This window comes from Mycobacterium sp. E2238 (assembly GCF_001672665.1).
Classification (GTDB): Bacteria; Actinomycetota; Actinomycetes; order Mycobacteriales; family Mycobacteriaceae; genus Mycobacterium.
Genome location: NZ_LZKF01000168.1, coordinates 14,013 through 33,660 on the forward strand (window position 1 = coordinate 14,013; position 19,648 = coordinate 33,660).

Genomic DNA, 19,648 nt, shown 5'->3' on the forward strand with positions numbered 1-19,648 from the left:
TCACCGCTATGCGTTAGGGCACAGATCGCGCAAGGCAAAAATCACGACGTCCGCGGCCTGGCGACCGTTGATCCCGCCGGTGCCCTGGTCGGCGTCCGAACGTTGTATGGCCAGGCCCTCAAGCTGCTGCGGGGAGGCGCCCCAGGAAAGCTGTTGGCACAGATCCGCGCCCATCTGCAACAGCGCGTCGTCGCCACCGTTGACGGCGTGGATGCCGGCGTTGTGCAGGTCATTGAGGAAGGCAGCCGCGTCGGCCCGCGCCGGGCTGGCCCAGCCGATCCCCGCGGCCAGAAGTGGGCCCCCTGCGAGGGCTGCTCCCATGAACCGGCCGTAGCGCCGCTGTGCTGCCATCCGTGTCTCTCCTTCGTGCCGGGCCCGATCGCCGATGATGCACTTTTACACGAAAATAGGGCGAAACACGCTGGGAAGATCGATCCCGAGGATGAATTGTCGGCAAAGACCGGTGGCCGGCCGGCGGCGCAGGTTCGCTCAGGCGTCCGGGCACAGATCTTGCACGGCGGCATCGACGACGGCGTCGGCCTGCTGCGGGGTGATCCCGTGGGCGCCTTGCCTGCTGTCGGAGCGCTGCACCGCCAGGCCCTCGATCTGCGACGGGGGAGCGCCCCACGACAGCTGCTGGCAGACACTCAGGCCCATCTGGACCAGCGCCTCGTCGCCGCCGCTGACCGCGTGGATGCCGGCTTTGTGCAGGTCGTTGATGAAAGTGGTCGCGTCAGCCTGGGCCGGGCCGGCCGCCATCACCCCCGCGACCACGAGTGCGCCCCCCACCAGCGCTGTGCTCAGGAATCGGCCGCAGAGCCGCTGTGCTGTCATGGCGCCATCTCCTGTCCGTTAACCCTTTGGTTCCCTATTGTTCACTTCTATAGAACCTCCCGTACATCTCATGTCACCGAAAATTTCCTGTGAATGAGCTGCGCAAAACTCGGCTCAGCGTGACTCGAAGGGCGGGCCCCAGCTCGCCTCGGCAAAGGCCTCTCACTCGTGACGCCCTTGTGACGTCACCGTTTGGAAACGGCGCGGTGCGGCGTGTCCGGCGTTTCATGTCGCGTGACGACAATTGGCTCGTCGTCGAAAGACGGCTATGCGGTTCTGCTGCACCAGATGGTTATGTGAGCGCGAATAAAGGAGAGTCGACGCTGATGGCGATCGTCGATCGGTTCAACGTGAAAGTAGTTGCCAGCCTTGGGTTGTGCGGAGCCGCACTTGCATTGAGCCCGACTGCGGCGGCCACTCCCCTGAAGACGGGCGGTTACGCCTGCATCCAGGGGCAGGCCGGTGAGGCCGGTGCGCCGTTAGCCGGCGGACCCGGTGCCGCCGGTGCCGGTGGGGCCGCGGCTGCGGGCGGTGCGCCGACCGCGGAGGTCTGCACGGCCAGCGCGCCACTGACCGACATGGCGGGTGTCCCCCTGGCCGTTCCGGGCCCGCTGCCGGTGGGCGCTCCGCTGCCGGTGCCGTTGGGCGGACCGTTGCCGCTGCCGCTGGGTGCGCCCCTGCCGCTCGGTGCGCCGTTGCCCATCGCTCCGGTGGTGCCGGCCGGCGCTCCGCTGGTCGCCCTCGGTGGGCTGGCGGCCGGCGCTCCCCTCGACGCGGCCGCCGGGGCGCCCCTCATCGACATGTCCGGGGTCAAGGACGCGCCCACGGGCCCGGCGCCGACCGGCGGACCCCAGCCCGGTCAGCCCGTCGCGCCCGGTCCTTCGCACTGATAGCCCTCTCGACCAAAAGGACCCGCTGGCCGCCCGGCGGGTCCTTTCGTATGTGCGGACTCCGGGCGGCGAACGTGAAGTTAGTTGCACAGTCGAATGCGAGCGTGAAACCTACTTCACGCTCGGCAGAGGACGAGGTGTCGCGAAGGCTATTGACAGTGGAGAGCCCGGGCCGCTCAGGAAGGCGGCCGCTCCCAGAGGTCTTGCTTGACGATCACCGGGTCGCCGACGTTGACCGTGTTGTAGTACCACTCGGCGTCTTCGGGGCTGAGGCTGATGCAGCCGTGGCTGACATTCTCCAGCCCCAATGAGTTGACGGCCCACGGGGCGGAATGCACGAAGAGGCCGCGGTTGGTGATCCGCACGGCGTAATCGACGTTCAGCATGTAGCCGTTCGGGTCGTCGACGGGAATGCCGACACTGCTCGAATCCATAAGCACTGAGCGGTCTTTGGACAAAACGGTGTAGTTACCGACCGGCGTCGGGAATTCCGGCCTGCCCATCGAAGCCGGCAGCATGCCCTCTTCGCCGAAGTGGGGACGGTGGTGGGGAGTAGGCGGTGGGGTCGCATCGACTCCGTCGACGCTCACTTTGAAGGTGTGGTCCGTGATGTTGGCGACCCCGACGACCTTGGGACCCGTTTTGAATTCCGTGGGTTGGCCGTCCACCGCAAGTGCCACGGTGGTGTGCGCCGGCCAGTAGTGGTCCGGAATCCACTGCACGACTTTGTTGTCGAGCCATTCGAATCTTCCGGTCATCGGGGGCGTCGACTTGACTCCGATGGCTCGCTCAGCGGCGTGCCGGTTGGCGACTGGTGTGCCGAACGTCACCACTATCGGGTGCGCCACGCCCACCGTCGCGTCCCGCGCCGGCAGGACCGACGCGATGGTGAAGTCATGCGGCCTGTTCGCCGCCGCCATGCTCGTGCCAGTCGGCCCGGCAACCACACCCGCAGCGACCCCAACTGCCGCAAGAACACACCGAACGTCCGCCCGCATGGCCCCGATTCCTTTTAACTGACAGAGTTGTAATAGGAGGATCGTAAACGGGCGATGACCAGCGGAAGCGCAAGGGCGCGTTAGCATTTGGTCAAGCCTCGGTCACGTTTCGGCCACGGGCGTTTGATTCGGCAATGTGGCCCTGCGCTGGGGGTTCAGCGGCGCGGGATCTCGGCTCCTGCGAAGGCGGTCGCTGGGTCGGATCAGGTGTGTGGACACTGGCCGTGGTCCTGGTCAAGGCCCACTCGGGAAGTGGCGTGTTCGGCATGGCACCACCCGTTGGAGCGCGAGCGGCGCACCCCGCGGGTGATCAAAGCGACGCCGCCGCCGGCGAGGAAGGCGATCAGCGCGACCTTGAGGATGAGCAACTGTCGCCCAGCGCTTTTCGCTGGTGGCGGTCTGCTCTCGCCGAGGGTGGACCGAGCTACGGGATGGGCGGGATGGTCGGGATCACAGGAATCCGTGGTATGCGCGGAATCGGTGGTACCTGCACCGAAGTCGGCGGACTGTTCGTAGACGACGGTGGTGGCGGTGCCGGTGGCGACGTCGTGGCTGCTGACGTGCTGCTCGTCGGCGGCGGTTCGGTGGTGGTCGGTGGCGGTTCGGTTGTCGTGGGCGCGGGCTGGGCGCTCGCGGGCGGCGGCGCAGGCGCCACCGTGCTGGTCTGCACGGGGGCCTGCTGCACCGGGGCCGGGTTCGTCTGCACCGGGGAAGGCGGCGGTGATGGTTGCGGCGTGGTGGCGACGCCGGGAGTCGGCGTGGCCGGTGTGCCGGTGGAGCCGTGGCTCAAAGAAAGAATGATCACCGCGCTGAGAGCCAGCACCGCCGCCGCCGCGCCGAGAACCAGCACCAATGGCCGTCGATACCAGGCCGTGTCGGCGGGGCGGGCCTCGTCGGGGATGGGTTGTTCCTCGAACCGCAGCTCGGGCCGGGCGTAACCGGTCTCGTCGCCGAAGTGAAATGGCGGCGCGGTGGATGAAGCCAGCGCGTCGTCGCCCGCCCGGCTCGGGGATGGGTTGGCAGCCAGGGGCAACAGCCCCGATTCGTCGCCGGTCTCCGACCATGCCAGTGCGGGCATGGCAGCGGACACCGGCGCAACGTCCTGCAGGGTCGGCTCCGCCAGTGGCGGTGGCGCCGCCCCGCGGGCTGCCGCGGCCAATTTCGTTGCGCTGTCGTCGGCCGGCCCGCGGGCTGCCCGCAGCGCCGCACCGGTGGCGGCCGCCAGCTGGGGCCGCGGTGACGTGATGACCGGCACGCGACCCTGCTCGGACAACCGCGCGGTGACCTCCGGGATCGCCGCGCCGCCGCCCACCGAGGCGATGGCAACCAGGTCGGTCGGGCGGATCCCGTTGCGCGCCAAGGTGTCTTGCAGAACCTGGACGAATTGATCCAGCGGCTGATTGATCGCCTCGTTGAGTTCGGTCCGGGTGAGCCGGATATCCCCGCGGAAGCCCGGCAGGTCGGCGGGCAGCGTGGTCGCGGTGCTGGCGGAGAGGCGCTGCTTGGCTGCCCGGCATTCGGCCCGCAGCCGGGTCAGCGATCCGATCGCCGACGTGGCCGAGACGTCGATGGAACCGGCGGACGACAAATCGGCCACGATGTGCGCAAGCAGGGCTTGGTCGATCAGTTCCCCGGAGAAATCGGTGTGGCGAACCGTGGCGCCGATGGGCTGGTAGCCGTTGGTGGCATCGGCAAGGGTGATGCTGGTTCCGCTGGCGCCGAAGTCGCACACCGCGATCACCCCGCGGATGGGCAGACCCGGGTTGGTCTGGAGGGCGGTCAGCGCCCCTGCGGCATCCGAGATCAGGGACAGGGATTCCGAACCGCCCGACCATTCGGGCACCCGGCTCAGCGCCGTGCGCAACGCGTCCACCGCGGCGGGGCGCCAGTGCGCGGGATAGGCCACGGCCGTCGCCTCCGGCAGCGGGTGCCCGCCGGTCGCAGCGTAGGCGATGGCACGCAACGCGTCGGCGAGCAACGCCTCGCCGCGATGCGTCGAGCCGTCGGCGGCCACGATCGCGACCGGGTCTCCCACCCGGTCGACGAAATCGCTGACCACCAAGCCGGGCTCGTCGAGATGGGGGTTCTCGGAGGGAACGCCAACCTCGGGCGGCCGATGTGGGTACAGCGTCAGCACCGACGTGCGTGTCACTGCCCGATCCGCCGTTATGGCTGCCAGGTTCGCGGTCCCGGCCGATAGGCCCAGCCCCCGTCTTGCTTCCGTTGACATATCGTCCAATTCAGGTGTCCGCCGGCGTGCGTATGCGCGGCCACGACAATGTATCGGCAGCCAACCTATAGCAGGCCGGCGCTGTCATCCGTTTCACACGTCAATCGCGGGCGCCGGGGCATCAACGCGGCCCGATCCCGACATCGTGCGCCGCGAAAGTCGCAACCATCGCTTCGGCGCTGCGCACCGCCGCGCGGCACGCCCTGGTGGTGAACGGGTCGTTGAGCGGGTGCTCGGCGCGGCGGCGCCAACGTTGGGCCGCGGCGAATGCCGCGCGCGGCGCGTCATGGTGCGCCTCGGGAGATAGCCCCAACCGGCTGGCCGCGTCGGTACCCGAACCGCCGATGATGCGCCGCAGCGACGCGAGCTCTTCGTCGTGGAACGCCGTCGAGCGCGAATGCAGTTGGCTGAGCAGGCGCAGCTCCTCGAAGGCGTGGGTGTCGGCCAGCAACGGGTCGATGTCGGCGAGGATGCGCGGCGTGCCCGCGATCGGGTTCGCCTCCACGAACCGGCGCAACGACACCAGCGCGGTGTGTGCCTTGAGCATGTCGGAGCGCTGCGCGAACTGCTGATCGATGACGCTGCGCAACGCGACCAGCCCGCTGCGTTCCAGCAGCTCATCGGCGAGCCCCGACGCGTCGGTGACGCCGGCCTTGAGCACGGCGATCGAGATCCGGATGCCGAACATGCCGAACCGCTCGAGCAGTCGGCCGCGCGTGCCGGCGTCCACCGGTAACGGGCTGTCGGGACGGACGAAGCGGTCCGCGCTGAGCATGGCCTTGTGCAGCCCGGCGGCTTCGACACCGGCGAGTTTTTGCAGCGCGACGAACTCCGACTGGCGCAGCGTGCGGGCGGTCAACGCCAGCAGCCCCGACACCGGCACCACCGCCTGGCAGACACCCGTCTGGCTCAACTCGCGTGTGAACCTCTTAGCCACGTCTTCGGCCGAGAGCATGGCGTCGAGCCGCCCGGCGCCGATCTCGTCGGCCCGCGATGCCACGCCGATGATGCCCAGCGCTCCGGCCGCCCCGCCGACGAGGTCACCGATCTGTTTGAGCAGCGCGATGTCGGCGGCGTTGAGGGTGCGCAGCAAGAACACCACCGCGTCGACCCGAGGCATCCCGTCCTCGGGCACCAGCAGGCGCAGCGTGCGCGCCGAGACCTCACGCGCCAGCGACGAGGTCCCCGGCGTGTCGATGATCGTGGTGGCGATCAGCTCGTCGGCGGGCCATTGAACGTCGAGGTCAACTAGGTCGTCAGCGTTCAGCCTGCTCAGGTCGAAGCCGAGTCCGCCGTCGCGCATGATCGGCACATGAGAACGACGCCCCCCACGATGGTTGGCGACGACCTTCGGTGTCGGGCCGTGCCGAAACCAGGTGACGATCCGGGTGGCCTCGGTGGCATCCGTTGGCGCGACGGTTTCCCCGACCAGCGCGTTGACCAGAGTGGACTTGCCCGCCTTTAGGGTGCCGGCCAGTGCGATGCGCATCGGCTCGTTGAGCCGGGCGGCGATGCGGTGCAATTCGTGGAAGACGTCGGGCCGGTCGCGGTATGCCGGCTCGGCCTGGTAGGCGCGAATGGTTCCGCCCAGAATGGCGCGGACCTGCTCGCTGGTGCTCACACCCGTGTCACCTCGGACGCGAGCTTGTCAACGTTGTCGGTGACCTGGGTCAGGATGTTCAGCTGCCGCTCCAGCTCGCGGATCCGGGTGTCGCGCTCGCTCTCCTCTAACCGCGCGGCGGCGATGCTCGCCTGCAGCGACTCGTTGAGCGAGCGGGTGGCCTGGTTGGCGATGCTGCGGTAGTGGTCCCGCAGCTGCCGTTGGATCGTCTTGAGTCGGTCGCGCGACTCCTTGCCGACCACGAAGGACACATCGTCGACGAAACGCCGCAGGTTGGTCTTGGCCTCGTTACGGGCCCGCAGTAGCCGGTTCTCCTTGTCCTCCTTGTAGGCCATGCGGCCCATCACCAACCCGGCCCCCACCGACAGCGGGTTGAACAGGCCCAGCCCGGCGACGGAGGACAGCATGCCGACCATCACCATGCCGCCGTAGGAGCCGCGCATGCCCGTCACCACCTTGTGGCCTTTGCCCATGGGTTTGGACTCCAGCCGGGCCAGGGACTTGAGTTGCCCGAAGTCCGCGCCCATGGCGTGCGCGCTGAGCTCGGGCATGGCCACCGCGTCCAGCCCCGCCTCGACGAAGACGCGGCTCACTTCGTGGGCAAGGGCTTTCGCGCGCTGATAGGCCCAGACGAAATTGTCGCCGACGGCGGTGGCGACGGCGTTCTCCACGTCCACCCCGATCTCGGCCCAGTGTCGGGAGGGGTCGCACGAGTCGATCACCCGCTCGGCGTGCTCGGTGATGGCCCGGAAGCGTGCCCGCAGATCGTGGTCCGCGTCGCCGGTCAGGTCGGTGATTCCGTCGTTGAGCACCTGCTGCCACAACGCCGTCTGCTGCAGCGCGTCCTCGGCCTCGCGTTTGCGTTGCTCCAGGTCCTCGGTGAGCCGCCCACCGAGGTCGGCGTCGCTGAGCGCGGCCAGCTCAGAGCGCACGGTAAGCGTCAAATGCTCTGCCGCAGAGTTGATTTCATCCAGGACCTGGTCTCGCAGCTGGTCGCTGCGGCGGGCCAGCACGTCCTCACTGAGAAACTTGACTATCGCCGGGAAGTTGGACTCGTCGTTGAGTTCCTTGTCGTTGAGCGTGATGGCGTGGCTGCGCAACAGCGACGACACCGGAAGCACCCGCATCGGGACCCGGGCGCGCTGGAGGTGTCCGATGTTGGCGTTGACGATCTCGCGCCAATGCGGATACAGGTCGGTCTTGGTAGCCAGCAGCACCCCGACCGGGCAGATTTGATGGGCCTGCTGCACGAACCGCATTTCCGGCTCGGTCAGTTCCTGGCTGGTGTCGCTGACCATCAGGATCGCGTCGGCGTCGGGCAATAATCCCAGCGTCGCCGACAGGTGCGGCTGACCGTGACCGCCCACGCCAGGCGTGTCGACGAAGGTGAGTCCCCCTTGCAGCATCGGGCTGGGCGCGCCGACCTCCACGCGGAGCACGTCGCGGCCGGCGGCCTGCGGAGCCTGACGCAGGTCCGTCTGCAGCTCGGCGACCGGGACGTCAGCGGTGTCTGGTTCGCCGTTGGGGCCCGCCATAACGATCCGCGCAAACGGCGGGTCGCCGTAGGCGACGACAGTGATCAGCACCGTCGCCTCGTCGTCACCGACGCGCGCGACGGGCATGTTGAGCAGCGAATTGAGCAACTGGCTTTTGCCCTGCTTGAGCTGGCCGGCGATCACCACCCGGATGTGGGGGTCGGTGGTGCGTTCGCGGGCCCACGCGAGCCGCTGGCTCAGGTCGCCGCGGCCGTTGAGGTCGGCGATCGTGCTGGTGTGATCGATCAGTTCGACGATCACGTTGACCCGGCGCGGGTCATCAGGCTGAGTCACCGGGTCGCCCTACTTTCTGCGTTGGACTCCGAAACACCGTATGCCCACCAACCGGCGGGGACCTCGTAAGGTCCCCGCCGGTTCGCGGCGATGCCTCTGATCAGAACCCGGTGTGCGGGTCCACCGGGTGGTGTGCGATCGGGTCGCTGTGGACCGGCGTGTGCGATGCCGCCGGGTCGTAGCTGTTGTGGTCGAACACCGAATGACTCGAGGCGTCGGCGGCCGACTGGCCCGACGCGTCGAACGCCGTGTGGCCCGACGGGTCGGCGACCGCCGACGTGCCCTGCAGGGCCGAGTGTGCCCCCACCGATGCTGCGCTATGGCCGGCGGCCGCCCCGCCCGGATCCGCGTGCGCGGGGGTGCTGGGACTCTGAATGACAGAGGAGCCGCCGCCCGCGGCCGCCGCGTGGCCACCGGCCGTGGCCGCAGAGCTGGTGTCGTGTATGACGCCGCTTTGGTCCGCGGAGACGTGGCCGGTGCCGGCGCCGCCGCCGCTGACGTTGGTGCCGCCGCCCAGCGCAGCGCCCTCGTGGCTGAGAATGTTGCCCTGCGCGTTAGCGCCGGCGCCAGCCGCTGCACCGCCACTGGCACCGACCTGAGTTGCCATACCGGTTTCAGCGGAGGGAGCCGTCGGCTGAGCGCCGGCGTGGCCACCCAGCGCGGCGCCTTCGCTGTTGAGGATGCTGCCGTGCGCGCCGCCTTGGCCGCCTGCGGCGATTCCGCCTTGGGCGCCGGTCAGTTGGGTGCCGGTCAGCTGGCTGCCGCCGCCGAGCGCTGCGCTTTCGTTGCCCAGGAAGCTGGCGTGACCATCGGCGTTGGCTGCGAGCGCTGCGTTTCCGGCGGCGCTGGCTTGAGCGCCCAGGCCGACATTGCCTAACGAGCTGGCTTCCGCTTGAGCCCCGGCAGCACCGCCGACGGTGGTAGCGCCGCTGACACCGCCAAGAGCGGAGCCGCCACCCGAGCCGAACGCGCCACCGCTGGTGCCGAGGGTCGTGCCCCCGGCGCCGCCGGCCTGGCCGCCGACGCCGACGCCACCCGACGAGCCGCCGAGTTGAGCTCCGCCGCCTGCCTGACTGCCGTAGCCGCCGTTCGCCTGGCCGCCGTAGCTGCCGCTCGCCTGGCCGCCGGCCTGACCGCCGTAGCCGCCGCCAACGCGGCCGCCGAAGCCACCGCCAGCCTCACCCTCGGTGCTCGCCTGACCACCAGCTCCGGCCTGACCGCGACCTCCGGCCTGACCGTCCGCTCCAACCTGGCCGCCAAAGCCACCGCCGATTCGCCCACCTGCTTCACCGCGACTACCGCCAGCGATACGGCCGCCGGCTCCGCCTTGCCATCCGGCGTCGCCAACGGCACCGAAGCCTCCGCCGGCGTGGGCGCCGATGCCCGCGCCCGCGTCGCCACCGATACCGAAGCCACCGCCGGTCTGGCCACCGACGCCGCCTTGCCATCCGGCTTCGCCACCGACGCCGAAGCCTCCGCCGGCCTGGCCGCCAAAGCCCCCGCCGAGGCCCGCGCCCGCGTCGCCACCGATACCGAAGCCTCCGCCGGTCTGGCCACCGCCGCCGCCTTGCCATCCGGCTTCGTCACCGACGCCGAAGCCTCCGCCGGCCTGGCCGCCAAAGCCCGCGCCGAGGCCCGCGCCCGCGTCGCCACCGATACCGAAGCCTCCGCCGGTCTGGCCACCGCCGCCGCCTTGCCATCCGGCTTCGTCACCGACGCCGAAGCCTCCGCCGGCCTGGCCGCCAAAGCCCGCGCCGATGCCCGCGCCCGCTTCGCCACCGATACCGAAGCCTCCACCGACTTCGCCGCCGGCTTCACCGCCAAGGCCCGCGCCCCCGTCGCCACCGATACCGAAGCCTCCGCCGGCTTCACCGCCAAGGCCCGCGCCCGCTTCGCCACCGAGACCGAAGCCTCCGCCGGCTTCACCGCCAAAGCCTCCGCCGAGGCCCGCGCCCGCGTCGCCACCGATACCGAAGCCTCCGCCGGCTTCACCGCCAAAGCCTCCGCCAAGGCCCGCGCCCGCTTCGCCACCGAGACCGAAGCCTCCACCGGCTTCACCGCCAAAGCCTCCGCCAAGGCCCGCGCCCGCGTCGCCACCGAGACCGAAGCCACCGCCGGCTTGGCCGCCAAAGCCACCACCGACGCCGTAGCCGACCTGCGCGCCCAGGCCCACTGCGTCGGACAACTCCGCACCGCCACCCAAGCCGGCGCCGACGTCGGCGCCAAGGCCAGCAGCAGCCTCACCACCAGCCGCCGCGGAAACATCTGAGGCCGCTGCGAGACCGAACTGACTGGCCACCGCTTGCTGCAGACCAACGATGGGGTCGCCGTCACCAATTTCCAGCCCCGGCACCGCACTGGCCGCCACAAGGGAGACCTGGGCGGGGGACACGTCAGCAAACCCGGCTTCATTCAGCGCCTGCTGCGGGGAGGCAGCGAAAGCCCTGGCCGCGTCTTCGCTGCGGAACAGGCTAAGGATGTAGTCGATCAGAGAGCTCACGTCAGTGCCTTTCGATTGTGACTCGTTTGAGCCGTTGCCGGTGCTTACGCCGACGTTCCGACACTCAAGCTAGGCGCTTCTTGTCAGGCCGGTAACGGGGCCGAATCCCCCAGTGGTTTGCGCCCCTGGCGGGATCACTCAGTCCATGCCGTTAGGGGATTAGGGGGTGGTTAGGGACAAGGTGGAGCTTGGTCGAGATACCCCCTATCGACGACATTTCCCCACTTCAGGACCATAACGGCCGACAATTGCGGTCGTCGCCCAAGTCGATAACGAATCGAAATCACCCGAAGTGTGGGTCGAGTCCGTATCCGTGATGATCGTTCTCGACGGTGTGGCCGTCGGCCCCGGAGTGATCCCATAGACCCTGGCCGTCCATCCTGAATCCGCCGCCGTGCAGTGGCTGATCAGGCATTTCGTCGGGCGCAGCGATCGTGACCGATGGATCATGCAGCTCGACCGGCGCTAGATGCTGATCTGTCCCGGCCCCGGGCGCTTCGCCGCCGACGGCCGGCGGGTGGTCGATGACGTGGCCGGTCGGGCCGGGCCAGGCGGCTCCCGCCGGTTCATGGACCGGCACGTGCGCCGGGAACGCGTCGAACGCGGCCGTGGCCGCACCGCTCGCCCAGACATTGCCGTGCTCGGTGGCACCGCCGCCGTCGCCCGGAGTGGACATCGACAGCGAATCCGACACCATCGGGATCAAGTGATTCACGTCGGCGCTGGTGACGCCGGTCAGGTGAGCCTCGGCGATCGCTTGCGCGGGATCTGCCGCGTAGCGGGCGGCGGCTTGCGGGTCGCGCACGAGTGACATCACAAAATCAAGCAATGCATTTGCCATGACACGCCTCCAGCGTGTGCTCCGTTACCGTCAACGCCTACCCGCAGCCAAAACCCAGCCGTTTCCCGGAATGCTATCTGCCGGCGGCAGCGCCGTGATCGGTGTGCGCCCACCCCGCCCGGTCGCAGCGTTAGGGGATCCCCCATTAGGGGATCACGGTGCCTACGGGGATTATGATGACCGGCGCGGCGGGGCAGCGCTAGGGTAGGCAGCGGCCGCCGAAGCCAGGCACCCGAATCGAGACAGGGACGTGCGTTATGGGCAACTCGCTCGGGTCGGCGAATCGCCCGCCCTACACGGCCACGGTGGCGACGGCGCTCACCGATCACCGACCGCCCACCGGCCTCACGCCCGGATAGCCCCCAACGTGGCCAGTCCGGACATTGCGGCCTCCAACGACATCCCGGCCGCCGCGCGTCGCATCATCAACGCGCTCGCGGACGGAGCGCGCACCCCGGTCAAGGTTCTCGTCAGCGGCGGGATCGGCACGGGGAAGACCACCGTCCTCGCCGCCGTTCGAGATGCCCTGCGCGGCGCCGGGGTGACGGTGCTGACACGCCCACCGCGCGGCGGAGAGCGCCCGGACGCGGCGGTGGTAGTCGATGACGCACAACTCTTGACCGACGGCGAGTTGCTGGCACTCGCGGAGCGAATCGCCGATCCCGCCGCGACGGTCGTGGTCGCCGCCGAACCGTACGAGCAGCACGCCGCGCTGCGGACGCTGGCCGCGGCACTCGATCGCGAGTCGCCGCGCCTGTCGTTGGGTCCGCTGCCCGTTGCCGACCACCTCGTGGACAGCACCGCGGGGCTGCCATTTTTGGTGAGGGCGGTGGCCGACACCACACAAGACCCGTTGCAGGCGGCCAAGTTTGCGTTGATCGATCGGCTGCGCCGCATCGACGAACCGGCGTTGGACGCACTGCTCATCGCGTCGTTGAGCCCCGGTTTGGGCACCGCCGACGTTGCTGCTGCACTGGACATCTCGACGACCGAAGGGCTGTTGCTTGTCGACCGGGCGCGCGCCAGCGGGCTGATTGAGCCCTCGCACAGCCCGGGCTTCATGCGGTTGGTGCACGACGCCGTTGGCCAGCTCGTCGGCAACGCGCACCACCACCAAGTCGAAATCGCACTGTTGCGTTCCCAGCTCGCGATGTCCACGTTGTCATCGGACCTCGCGCTGCGTCTCGCCGAACACGGACTGCGAGACGACGAGCTGGCGAGCTTCCTGCGCCACGCGGCGACCGAGGCCCGCGAGTCCGGCCGGGCAGCCCGGCTGTACCGGGCGGCGGTCGGCGTCGGCGCCGAAGGGCTGTCATGCCGGCTGGCCGACGCGCTGGCCTTGACCGGAGACTGCGCGGGGGCGGCGGCCTTGGCCGATGATCTGCTGAGGTCGGCCGACGCTGCCGAACGTGCCGCTGCGGTGCGGGTGGCCGCCAGCGTCGCCGCGCACGACGGCCATGCGGGGCAGGCGGCCGACTTGTTCGGCTGGCTGGGTCCCTACCCGGACGCGGTGGTCGGCGCCGCCGGCGCGATCACGCTGGCCGCGACGGGAGACCTCATGGCGGCGCACGCGGCGCTGCGGGTCCCTGGAGCTGGGCCACCGACGGCGGCCGCGCGAGCCGCTCGCGGGCTCGCCGAAGGCCTGCTGATGAGCATGAAGGAGCCGTACCCGGTCGCGGTGGCGAAGCTTGGCCAGGCGATCGCCGTGGCCGGATCGATGGGCGAAGTCATCCCCGATAGCCCGGCCGCTTTGGTCACGCTGGCCGCGCTGCACGGCGGCGATCCGGTGCGGGCACGCAGCATCATCGGTCGCGCGGTGCGCACCGGCGGTGACGGGCTCTTTGAGCGCCGGCACCGGCTGCTGCTCGGTTGGACGAAGATGTGCGACGGCCAGCTAGCCTCCGCCGGCGCCGACGCCGACGCCGCGTGCTTGGGTCCGGCCACCGGCCTGCATCGGCGCGACGCGCTATGGGCGGCGACGCTACGCACCGCGATTTCGCGTCGCAGCGGCGACAGCGGGGCGCTGCACAAGCATTGGTATGCGGCGATGGAGGTGCTCGCCGAGTACTCCATCGACTTGTTCACCCTGCTGCCATTGGGTGAATTGTGGGTCGCCGCGGCAAGGATGCGCCAGGTGGCCCAGCTGCGCCACACCCTGGATCTGGCATTCGGATTGTTGGACTCGCTGGGCAACCCGGTGTTGTGGTCGGTGCCGCTGCACTGGGCGGGGGTGCATGCCGGAATCCTGACCGGCTCACCGGAATCCGTGGCCCCGCACGGGCGGGCCCTCACCGCGGCGGCCTCCGAGAGCGTCTTCGCCCAAGCGCTGGCTGGTGCCGGTCGTACCTGGCTGCGGGTGCTCGCCGACCAGGTCGACGCCGACGAGGTGGCCATGGCCGCCCGCTCCCTGGCCCAGTTCGGGTTGACCTGGGATGCGACCCGCCTTGCCGGTCAAGCCGCGTTGCAGACCCCGGACGCTCGAGTATCGGGCGACATGTTGCAGCTCGCCCGTGATCTCAAGCTGGTCGCCGCGGTGGAGGAGACACCCGATTACGAGCCCGGGTCCGACGCTCCGAAAGGGGCCCGCCGGCTGCCGTCGGCGTCGCCGTTGTCCGCGCGGGAACGCGAAGTCGCCGAGTTGCTCCTCCTGGGCTTGCCGTACCGCGACATCGGCCGTCAGCTGTTCATCTCGGCCAAGACCGTCGAACATCATGTGGCGCGGATCCGCCGCCGGCTCGGCGCGGGCTCGCGTTCCGAGATGTTGTCGATGCTGCGCGCAATATTGGCTTCGTAGCACTGCTTTGGATTGCGCCGACGGCGGTCGGGTGCGAGCCTCGGCTACGGGCGCTTGGGATGGAGCCGATGACGGGAATCGAACCCGCGTATTCAGCTTGGGAAGCTGATGTTCTGCCATTGAACTACATCGGCGCTGTCGACAACGAAGGCTAGCACCCGGAGGCAGATCCGTTGGGCGAGTAGTCCGTCGGCGTGCGGCCTACCCGGCGCCGTCCAGGCCTGCGATGAATGCGCAGGACGGGGGAATGGCCGCTGACCCGCAAATTCCAGAACCGATGTTTATTCTTTCGTGATCTTGTCGTAATGTGCCTTGGGTGGGTCGGCACCGATTAGCCAAGAAGCGGCGTAAATCACCGCTGCTGCTGGCAGGGCTGCTGGCCCCCGCCGCGGCGTTCTTCGCGGCGGCGGGAGATGGCGGCCCATTCGTCCCTCGGCACGACCCCATCCCCGTTATTGGCGACACCGGACCCTGTTGCCTAGAAATCGTCGCGGCGAAGCCGACCGCGATTGTGCTCGCGTCGGACGTGTCCCGCACCGACGGCATGGCTCCGCCCCTCGCCGCCTCGAGGTATCACACGCGATCGCGCTTCTTACCCGCCGGGCTCGCATCGGAACAGGGCCTCCAGGTGAGGACCATCCTGGTCTCCCGCAGCATCAGCGCGACGTTCCCCGAGATCCACGAGATCGGCGGCGTGCGGCCCGATCCGCTGCCCTGGCATCCGCTCGGTCTGGCCCTCGACGTGATGATCCCCAACCCGCAGAGCGCCGAGGGCATCGCCCTGGGCGACGAGATCGTCGCTTACGTGATGAAGAACGCCCGCCGCTTCGGGATCCAGGACGCGATCTGGCGCGGCGTCTACTACACCCCCGGCGGGGCGCAACCCAGCAGGCTCGGTCACTATGACCACGTCCACGTCACGACCACTGGCGGTGGTTACCCCAAGGGCGGGGAGATGTACCTCGCCGACTGAACGGCCGGCGGCGCGCAGCGGATAGGCTCGTCGCGTGCTGCTCTCCGATCGGGACCTCAGGGCCGAAATCACCGCAGGCCGGTTGGGCATCGACCCCTACGACGACACCCTGGTGCAGCCCTCCAGCATTGACGTCCGCCTGGACTGCATGTTCCGGGTGTTCAACAACACCCGATACACCCACATCGACCCCGCCAAGCAGCAGGACGAGCTGACGACGTTGGTCGAACCCATGGAGGGGGAGCCGTTCGTGCTGCACCCGGGGGAGTTCGTGCTCGGGTCCACGCTGGAGTTGTTCACGCTGCCCGAGGACCTCGCGGGCCGGCTGGAAGGCAAGTCGTCGCTGGGCCGGCTGGGCCTGCTGACGCACTCGACGGCCGGCTTCATCGATCCCGGTTTCAGTGGTCACATCACGCTGGAGCTGTCCAACGTCGCCAACCTGCCGATCACGCTCTGGCCGGGCATGAAGATCGGTCAGCTGTGCATCCTGCGGTTGACCAGTCCGGCCGAACACCCTTACGGCAGTTCCCAAGTAGGTTCGAAGTACCAGGGCCAGCGAGGACCCACGCCGTCGCGCTCCTATCAGAACTTCATAAGGACTACATAGGTTCTGGGGCGCTCCCGCACCCGCTTTCTGCGCGATACTTAGTTAGTCGTGGTTTTTTCCTCCGCCTGACCACGGTTCATAGACCTTTGGAGGCGTTTGTCTTGGATATCGTGCTCGGGGTGTCGATGGCACCGGCATCAATCCAAATGGTTGTGCTTGAAGGCGAATACGCCGACGGCGCCACGGTGGAAGAGGACGTCTTCGACGTCGCCGCCGCCGATGAAGCGGCCACCGCGAGCGCGCCGGATCAGGTGCTCGCCGCCATCCTGGGCACCCGCGAGGGCGCGGCCGAAGCCGGCCTCGAGGTGTCGTCCATCGGCGTGACGTGGACCGACCAGCTCGAAGCGGCCACATTGCACGACGCCCTGGCCGCCCACCGCGTCGAGCACGTCATGCTCGTGTCGGCCTTTCTGGCCGCGACCGCGTTGGCCCAAAATGTCGGCGGGGCAATGGGTTACGAGCGAACCGCGGTGATGTTCGTGGAGCCCGACACAGCGACACTGGCCGTCGTCGAGACCTCCGACGGGTCGATCCCCGACATCTACAAGCAACCGCTCTACGCCGAGTCGTATGACCAGGCGGCCGCGCAACTCGGCGGCATGATTGCCGGGCTGGAGAAGCTGGAAGCGGCGCCGGATGGCGTGCTGGTGGTGGGCTCCGGCGTGGACGTCGGCCCGCTGAAGCCGGCGCTGCAGACGGCGACCTCCCTGGCGGTGAGCGTTCCCGAGGAGCCGGAGACGGCGCTGGCCCGCGGCGCCGCGCTGGCGTCGGCCAACGCACCGCTGTTCGCCTCGTCGACCGCCGCGCTGGCCTACGCACAGGACCCCGGCACCGGCGCCGTCGACCAGCACTCGCTGCCCGAATACCTTTACGCGCCGTTCGGGCCGGAGCCCGGGGACGACGAGCTCGCCTACAGCGCGGTGCCGGACGAGGACGCCGACTCGCCCACCGTCGTCATCGAGAAGCTCTTCATGCCCGAAGAAAACCAACCGCGGCGCAGGCCTGCCCTGCTGATCGGCAGCGGGCTGGCGGTCGCCGGCATCAGCGCGGTGTTGGCCCTGGAGATTGCATTGGCGATCGGCATCCGCTCGACCGGGACCGTCGCTTTGCAGCCCACGCCCGGCCAGCACCTCATCGTCCCGACGCAGGAGCCGCCGGCGCCCGCTGAGGCTTCGGCCCCGGCGGCGAAGCTCAACCAGCCGGAGCCGGTGGCGGCGCCCAAGCCGATGACCCCGCAGTTCGCCGCGCAGCTGCCCGCGGCCCCTCCACCGCCCGCGGCACCGCCCATTCCCGCGGCCCCACCCATTCCCGCGGCCCCGCCTCCGGTGCCGGTTCCCGTCGTGATCCCGCCGCTGGTGCCGGTTATCGTGCCGCCGGTCCGCGTGCCCAACCCGGTTGTGGTGAGCCCGCCGGTCATCCAGGCTCCGCCGCACGTGTCGCCACCACCGCAGGTGTGGCCCCAGCCGCCGGTGCATCTTCCGCCACCGCAGTCGCCTCCTCACCAAACGCCGCCAGGGCAAGGCACGTCGCCGGTTCCGGAGGGCTCGGGCGGTTCGACTGGTGGGCATGTGCCGCCGCCGGGTTCGGGTGCGGGCGGTTCCACTGGTGGGCATGTGCCGCCGCCGGGCTCGGGCACGGGCGGTTCGACTGGTGGGCATGTGCCGCCGCCGGGTTCGGGTGCCGGCGGTTCTACTGGCGGTCATGTGCCGCCGCCCGGCTCGGGCACGGGCGGTTCCACTGGCGGTCACGTTCCACCCCCTGGTTCGGGTCCCGGTGGACTCGGCGGTGGTCACCTGCCACCCCCAGGTGAGGGTGGTCTCGGCGGCGGACACGTTTCACCCCCGGCCGGCGGGCCGGGCGGATTGGGCGGCGGACACGTTCCGACCCCGGGTTCGGGCGGCGGTGCGCCCTCCGGGCCTGGTGGCCTGTTCGGCGGCGGCGGCCATGGCGGCGGACCCGCCGGTGGTATCGGCGCTCCGGGTGGCGGCGGCTTCGGCGGCGGCCACAGTGGTGGCGGCGGCCTGGGTGGTGGCGGCCTGGGTGGTGGCGGCCTTGGTGGTGGCGGCCTTGGTGGTGGCGGCGGCCACAGCAGCGGCGGCTTCGGCGGCGGCGGTGGCGGCGGGCACAAATAGCCCGCGACCACCGAAGCTCACCTAGCGGCGCCCAACCGATTCGCGTGATGGTTGAGGTGTTGCGCGGCCGGGGCTTTGGCAGCGCCCAGGGCTTTGGCGGCGCCCGTGGATTCGGTGGTTTCGGCCACAGTTAGCCGGGTCCGACGCCGGGGTAGACCCAACTTCGCGCGCTAGGGTGGCGACTTAGGGGTGCCGCGGCCGAGCTGCGAAAGTCATCCGGCCGATTCTCGAAGTGACTAAGCCCCGTAGTGGCAACGCAGGTGTCGTCGCACGGGCACGGCAATTGATTTGGAGGAGCGGTGGACGTCGTACTTGGCGTGTCTATGGCGCCTGAGACGGTCCGCATGGTTCTCGTCGAAGGCGAGGCTGCCGGTGGGGTGACCGTCGACCAGGACGACTTCCGCCTCACCGATCAGACGACGGCGGTCGCGGCGGCGGACCGCGTGGTCGCCGCGATCCTCGGCACGCGCGAGAGCGCGACCCAGGGCGGCTATCAGCTGAAATCGAGCGGAGTGACCTGGACCGATGCGGCTGAGGCGGCCGCGCTGCGAAATGCGTTGGCGGCACGCAAGATCGAGAACGTCACGCTGGTGCCGACGGTGATGGCCGCGGCGGCGCTGGCTCAGGCGGCGGGCAGCGCGACCAATTGCGCGCGTACCGCGCTGCTGTTGGTCGAACCCACCACCGCGACGCTGGCCGTCGTCGACACCGCCGACGGGTCGGTGGCCGATGTGCGTCGGCATCCGCTGCCCAGCAGCGACGAGGCCGCGCTGGCGAAGCTGGCCGCGATGGTCTCGGGCGCCGAATCGATGACGGCGCGCCCGGACGGGCTGTTCCTGGTGGGCTCGGACGTCGACATTCCGTACATCAAGCCGGCGCTCGAAGCGGTGACGTCGCTGTCGGTGACCACGCCCGAGGAACCCGAGATGGCGTTGGCGCGGGGCGCGTCGCTGGCGGCGGCCAACGCGCAGTTGGGCGCGCCGTCCACGATCGCGATGCCCCACGCGGGGGATCTCTCGGCTGACAGCCGCGAGCTGGCCTACAGCGCCGAGTCGACGACCGGAAAGTCGCGGGCGACCGGCACCGACGGCGAGTCCGCCGCACACTCGCGCGAGCGACGCAGCCGGAGATCGGTGCTTGCCGTCGTCGCCGCGACGCTGATATTCGTCGGCGGTGTCGTGGCGCTGGCCGTGGCGCTGGCCGTCGACATCCGGCCGCACGCGCCGCAACGCCCCGACATCACCCAAAACGTTGTGGCCCCGACCAACCAGGCTCCGCCGCCGCCAGCCGCGATCCCGCCGCCGCCCGCGTCCGTCCCGCCCGCGCCGGCTCGATTTACGGAATGTCGACGTCCGAGCCCACCAGGAACAGCCCGTCCGGGCGCGCCGTCATCGCGACC

16 protein-coding genes, 1 tRNA gene and 1 pseudogene are annotated in these 19,648 nt (G+C 69.7%); 8 read left to right on the top strand and 10 right to left on the bottom strand.

The window, feature by feature from the left end; genetic code table 11:
• Positions 1–6 precede the first annotated feature (6 nt).
• Entirely contained in the window at positions 7–321 is a 315-nt protein-coding gene (locus tag A5711_RS15230; protein ID WP_197500995.1) for a DUF732 domain-containing protein, read from the bottom strand.
• A gap of 168 nt (positions 322–489) precedes the next feature.
• The gene (locus tag A5711_RS15235) at positions 490–834 is read right to left on the bottom strand and encodes a DUF732 domain-containing protein (RefSeq protein WP_067947858.1); all 345 of its coding nucleotides are present in this window, start codon (positions 832–834) and stop codon (positions 490–492) included.
• Between the two features lie 326 nt (positions 835–1,160).
• Between A5711_RS15235 and A5711_RS15240 the strand changes: the two genes are divergently transcribed.
• Entirely contained in the window at positions 1,161–1,724 is a 564-nt protein-coding gene (locus A5711_RS15240; RefSeq protein WP_067947860.1) for a hypothetical protein, read from the top strand.
• 176 nt (positions 1,725–1,900) lie between these two features.
• Here A5711_RS15240 and A5711_RS15245 read toward each other — a convergent pair whose 3' ends face one another.
• The 5 genes from A5711_RS15245 to A5711_RS27615 form a co-directional block, all read right to left on the bottom strand.
• The gene (locus A5711_RS15245) at positions 1,901–2,722 is read right to left on the bottom strand and encodes an Ig-like domain-containing protein (protein ID WP_067947862.1); all 822 of its coding nucleotides are present in this window, start codon (positions 2,720–2,722) and stop codon (positions 1,901–1,903) included.
• 424 nt (positions 2,723–3,146) lie between these two features.
• Positions 3,147–4,952, bottom strand: a complete 1,806-nt coding sequence (locus A5711_RS15250; RefSeq protein ID WP_067947864.1) for an Hsp70 family protein — start codon at positions 4,950–4,952, stop codon at positions 3,147–3,149.
• Positions 4,953–5,073: 121 nt separating this feature from the next.
• Entirely contained in the window at positions 5,074–6,573 is a 1,500-nt protein-coding gene (locus A5711_RS15255) for a dynamin-like GTPase family protein (RefSeq protein ID WP_067947866.1), read from the bottom strand.
• Positions 6,570–8,402 carry a dynamin family protein gene (locus A5711_RS15260; protein WP_067947868.1) on the bottom strand — a complete coding sequence of 611 codons (1,833 nt, stop codon included), beginning with the start codon at positions 8,400–8,402 and terminating at the stop codon, positions 6,570–6,572. The genes A5711_RS15255 and A5711_RS15260 overlap by 4 nt, the downstream gene beginning before the upstream one ends.
• Positions 8,403–8,502: 100 nt before the next feature.
• On the bottom strand, positions 8,503–9,009 hold the full coding sequence (locus A5711_RS27615; RefSeq protein WP_082975744.1) for a hypothetical protein: 507 nt from the start codon (positions 9,007–9,009) through the stop codon (positions 8,503–8,505).
• Positions 9,010–9,048: 39 nt separating this feature from the next.
• On the opposite strand from A5711_RS27615, the gene A5711_RS27620 reads away from it, so the two are divergent.
• Both A5711_RS27620 and A5711_RS27625 read left to right on the top strand, forming a co-directional pair.
• Positions 9,049–9,279 (top strand): hypothetical protein, encoded by a 231-nt coding sequence (locus A5711_RS27620; protein WP_082975745.1) that lies wholly within the window; start codon positions 9,049–9,051, stop codon positions 9,277–9,279.
• 15 nt (positions 9,280–9,294) lie between these two features.
• The gene (locus A5711_RS27625; RefSeq protein ID WP_231987482.1) at positions 9,295–10,671 is read left to right on the top strand and encodes a hypothetical protein; all 1,377 of its coding nucleotides are present in this window, start codon (positions 9,295–9,297) and stop codon (positions 10,669–10,671) included.
• 90 nt (positions 10,672–10,761) lie between these two features.
• On the opposite strand, the pseudogene A5711_RS27630 reads toward A5711_RS27625, so the two are convergent.
• Positions 10,762–10,902: pseudogene (locus tag A5711_RS27630) on the bottom strand (IniB N-terminal domain-containing protein); the annotation flags it as partial.
• Positions 10,903–11,185: 283 nt separating this feature from the next.
• Positions 11,186–11,743: an IniB N-terminal domain-containing protein gene (locus A5711_RS15270; RefSeq protein WP_067947874.1), complete on the bottom strand. Its 558-nt coding sequence runs from the start codon at positions 11,741–11,743 to the stop codon at positions 11,186–11,188.
• 367 nt (positions 11,744–12,110) lie between these two features.
• On the opposite strand from A5711_RS15270, the gene iniR reads away from it, so the two are divergent.
• Positions 12,111–14,537, top strand: coding sequence for an isoniazid response ATPase/transcriptional regulator IniR (gene iniR, locus A5711_RS15275; protein ID WP_067947877.1), 2,427 nt, complete (start codon positions 12,111–12,113; stop codon positions 14,535–14,537).
• 60 nt (positions 14,538–14,597) lie between these two features.
• On the opposite strand, the gene A5711_RS15280 is transcribed toward iniR, so the two are convergent.
• A tRNA-Gly gene (locus tag A5711_RS15280) sits at positions 14,598–14,671 on the bottom strand.
• 182 nt (positions 14,672–14,853) lie between these two features.
• On the opposite strand from A5711_RS15280, the gene A5711_RS15285 reads away from it, so the two are divergent.
• From A5711_RS15285 to A5711_RS15300, 4 genes are all read left to right on the top strand, one after another.
• The gene (locus tag A5711_RS15285) at positions 14,854–15,510 is read left to right on the top strand and encodes a hypothetical protein (protein WP_197520192.1); all 657 of its coding nucleotides are present in this window, start codon (positions 14,854–14,856) and stop codon (positions 15,508–15,510) included.
• Between the two features lie 34 nt (positions 15,511–15,544).
• The gene (gene dcd, locus A5711_RS15290; protein ID WP_067947879.1) at positions 15,545–16,117 is read left to right on the top strand and encodes a dCTP deaminase; all 573 of its coding nucleotides are present in this window, start codon (positions 15,545–15,547) and stop codon (positions 16,115–16,117) included.
• Positions 16,118–16,242: 125 nt separating this feature from the next.
• Complete coding sequence (locus A5711_RS15295; protein ID WP_369829942.1) at positions 16,243–18,249, top strand: hypothetical protein; 2,007 nt, start codon at positions 16,243–16,245, stop codon at positions 18,247–18,249.
• Between the two features lie 299 nt (positions 18,250–18,548).
• A partial coding sequence (locus tag A5711_RS15300; protein WP_231987481.1) for a hypothetical protein occupies positions 18,549–19,648 on the top strand: 1,100 nt, incomplete at its 3' end.

Bases quoted from the DNA above. Each gene is read 5' to 3' on its own strand.
- A5711_RS15295 (WP_369829942.1), top strand. From the start codon at position 16,243: ATGGCACCGGCATCAATCCAAATGGTTGTGCTTGAAGGCGAATACGCC.
- A5711_RS15250 (WP_067947864.1), bottom strand. From the start codon at position 4,952: ATGTCAACGGAAGCAAGACGGGGGCTGGGCCTATCGGCCGGGACCGCG.
- A5711_RS15230 (WP_197500995.1), bottom strand. From the start codon at position 321: ATGGGAGCAGCCCTCGCAGGGGGCCCACTTCTGGCCGCGGGGATCGGC.
- A5711_RS27615 (WP_082975744.1), bottom strand. From the start codon at position 9,009: ATGGCAACTCAGGTCGGTGCCAGTGGCGGTGCAGCGGCTGGCGCCGGC.
- A5711_RS15245 (WP_067947862.1), bottom strand. From the start codon at position 2,722: ATGCGGGCGGACGTTCGGTGTGTTCTTGCGGCAGTTGGGGTCGCTGCG.
- A5711_RS15235 (WP_067947858.1), bottom strand. From the start codon at position 834: ATGACAGCACAGCGGCTCTGCGGCCGATTCCTGAGCACAGCGCTGGTG.
- A5711_RS15240 (WP_067947860.1), top strand. From the start codon at position 1,161: ATGGCGATCGTCGATCGGTTCAACGTGAAAGTAGTTGCCAGCCTTGGG.
- A5711_RS15270 (WP_067947874.1), bottom strand. From the start codon at position 11,743: ATGGCAAATGCATTGCTTGATTTTGTGATGTCACTCGTGCGCGACCCG.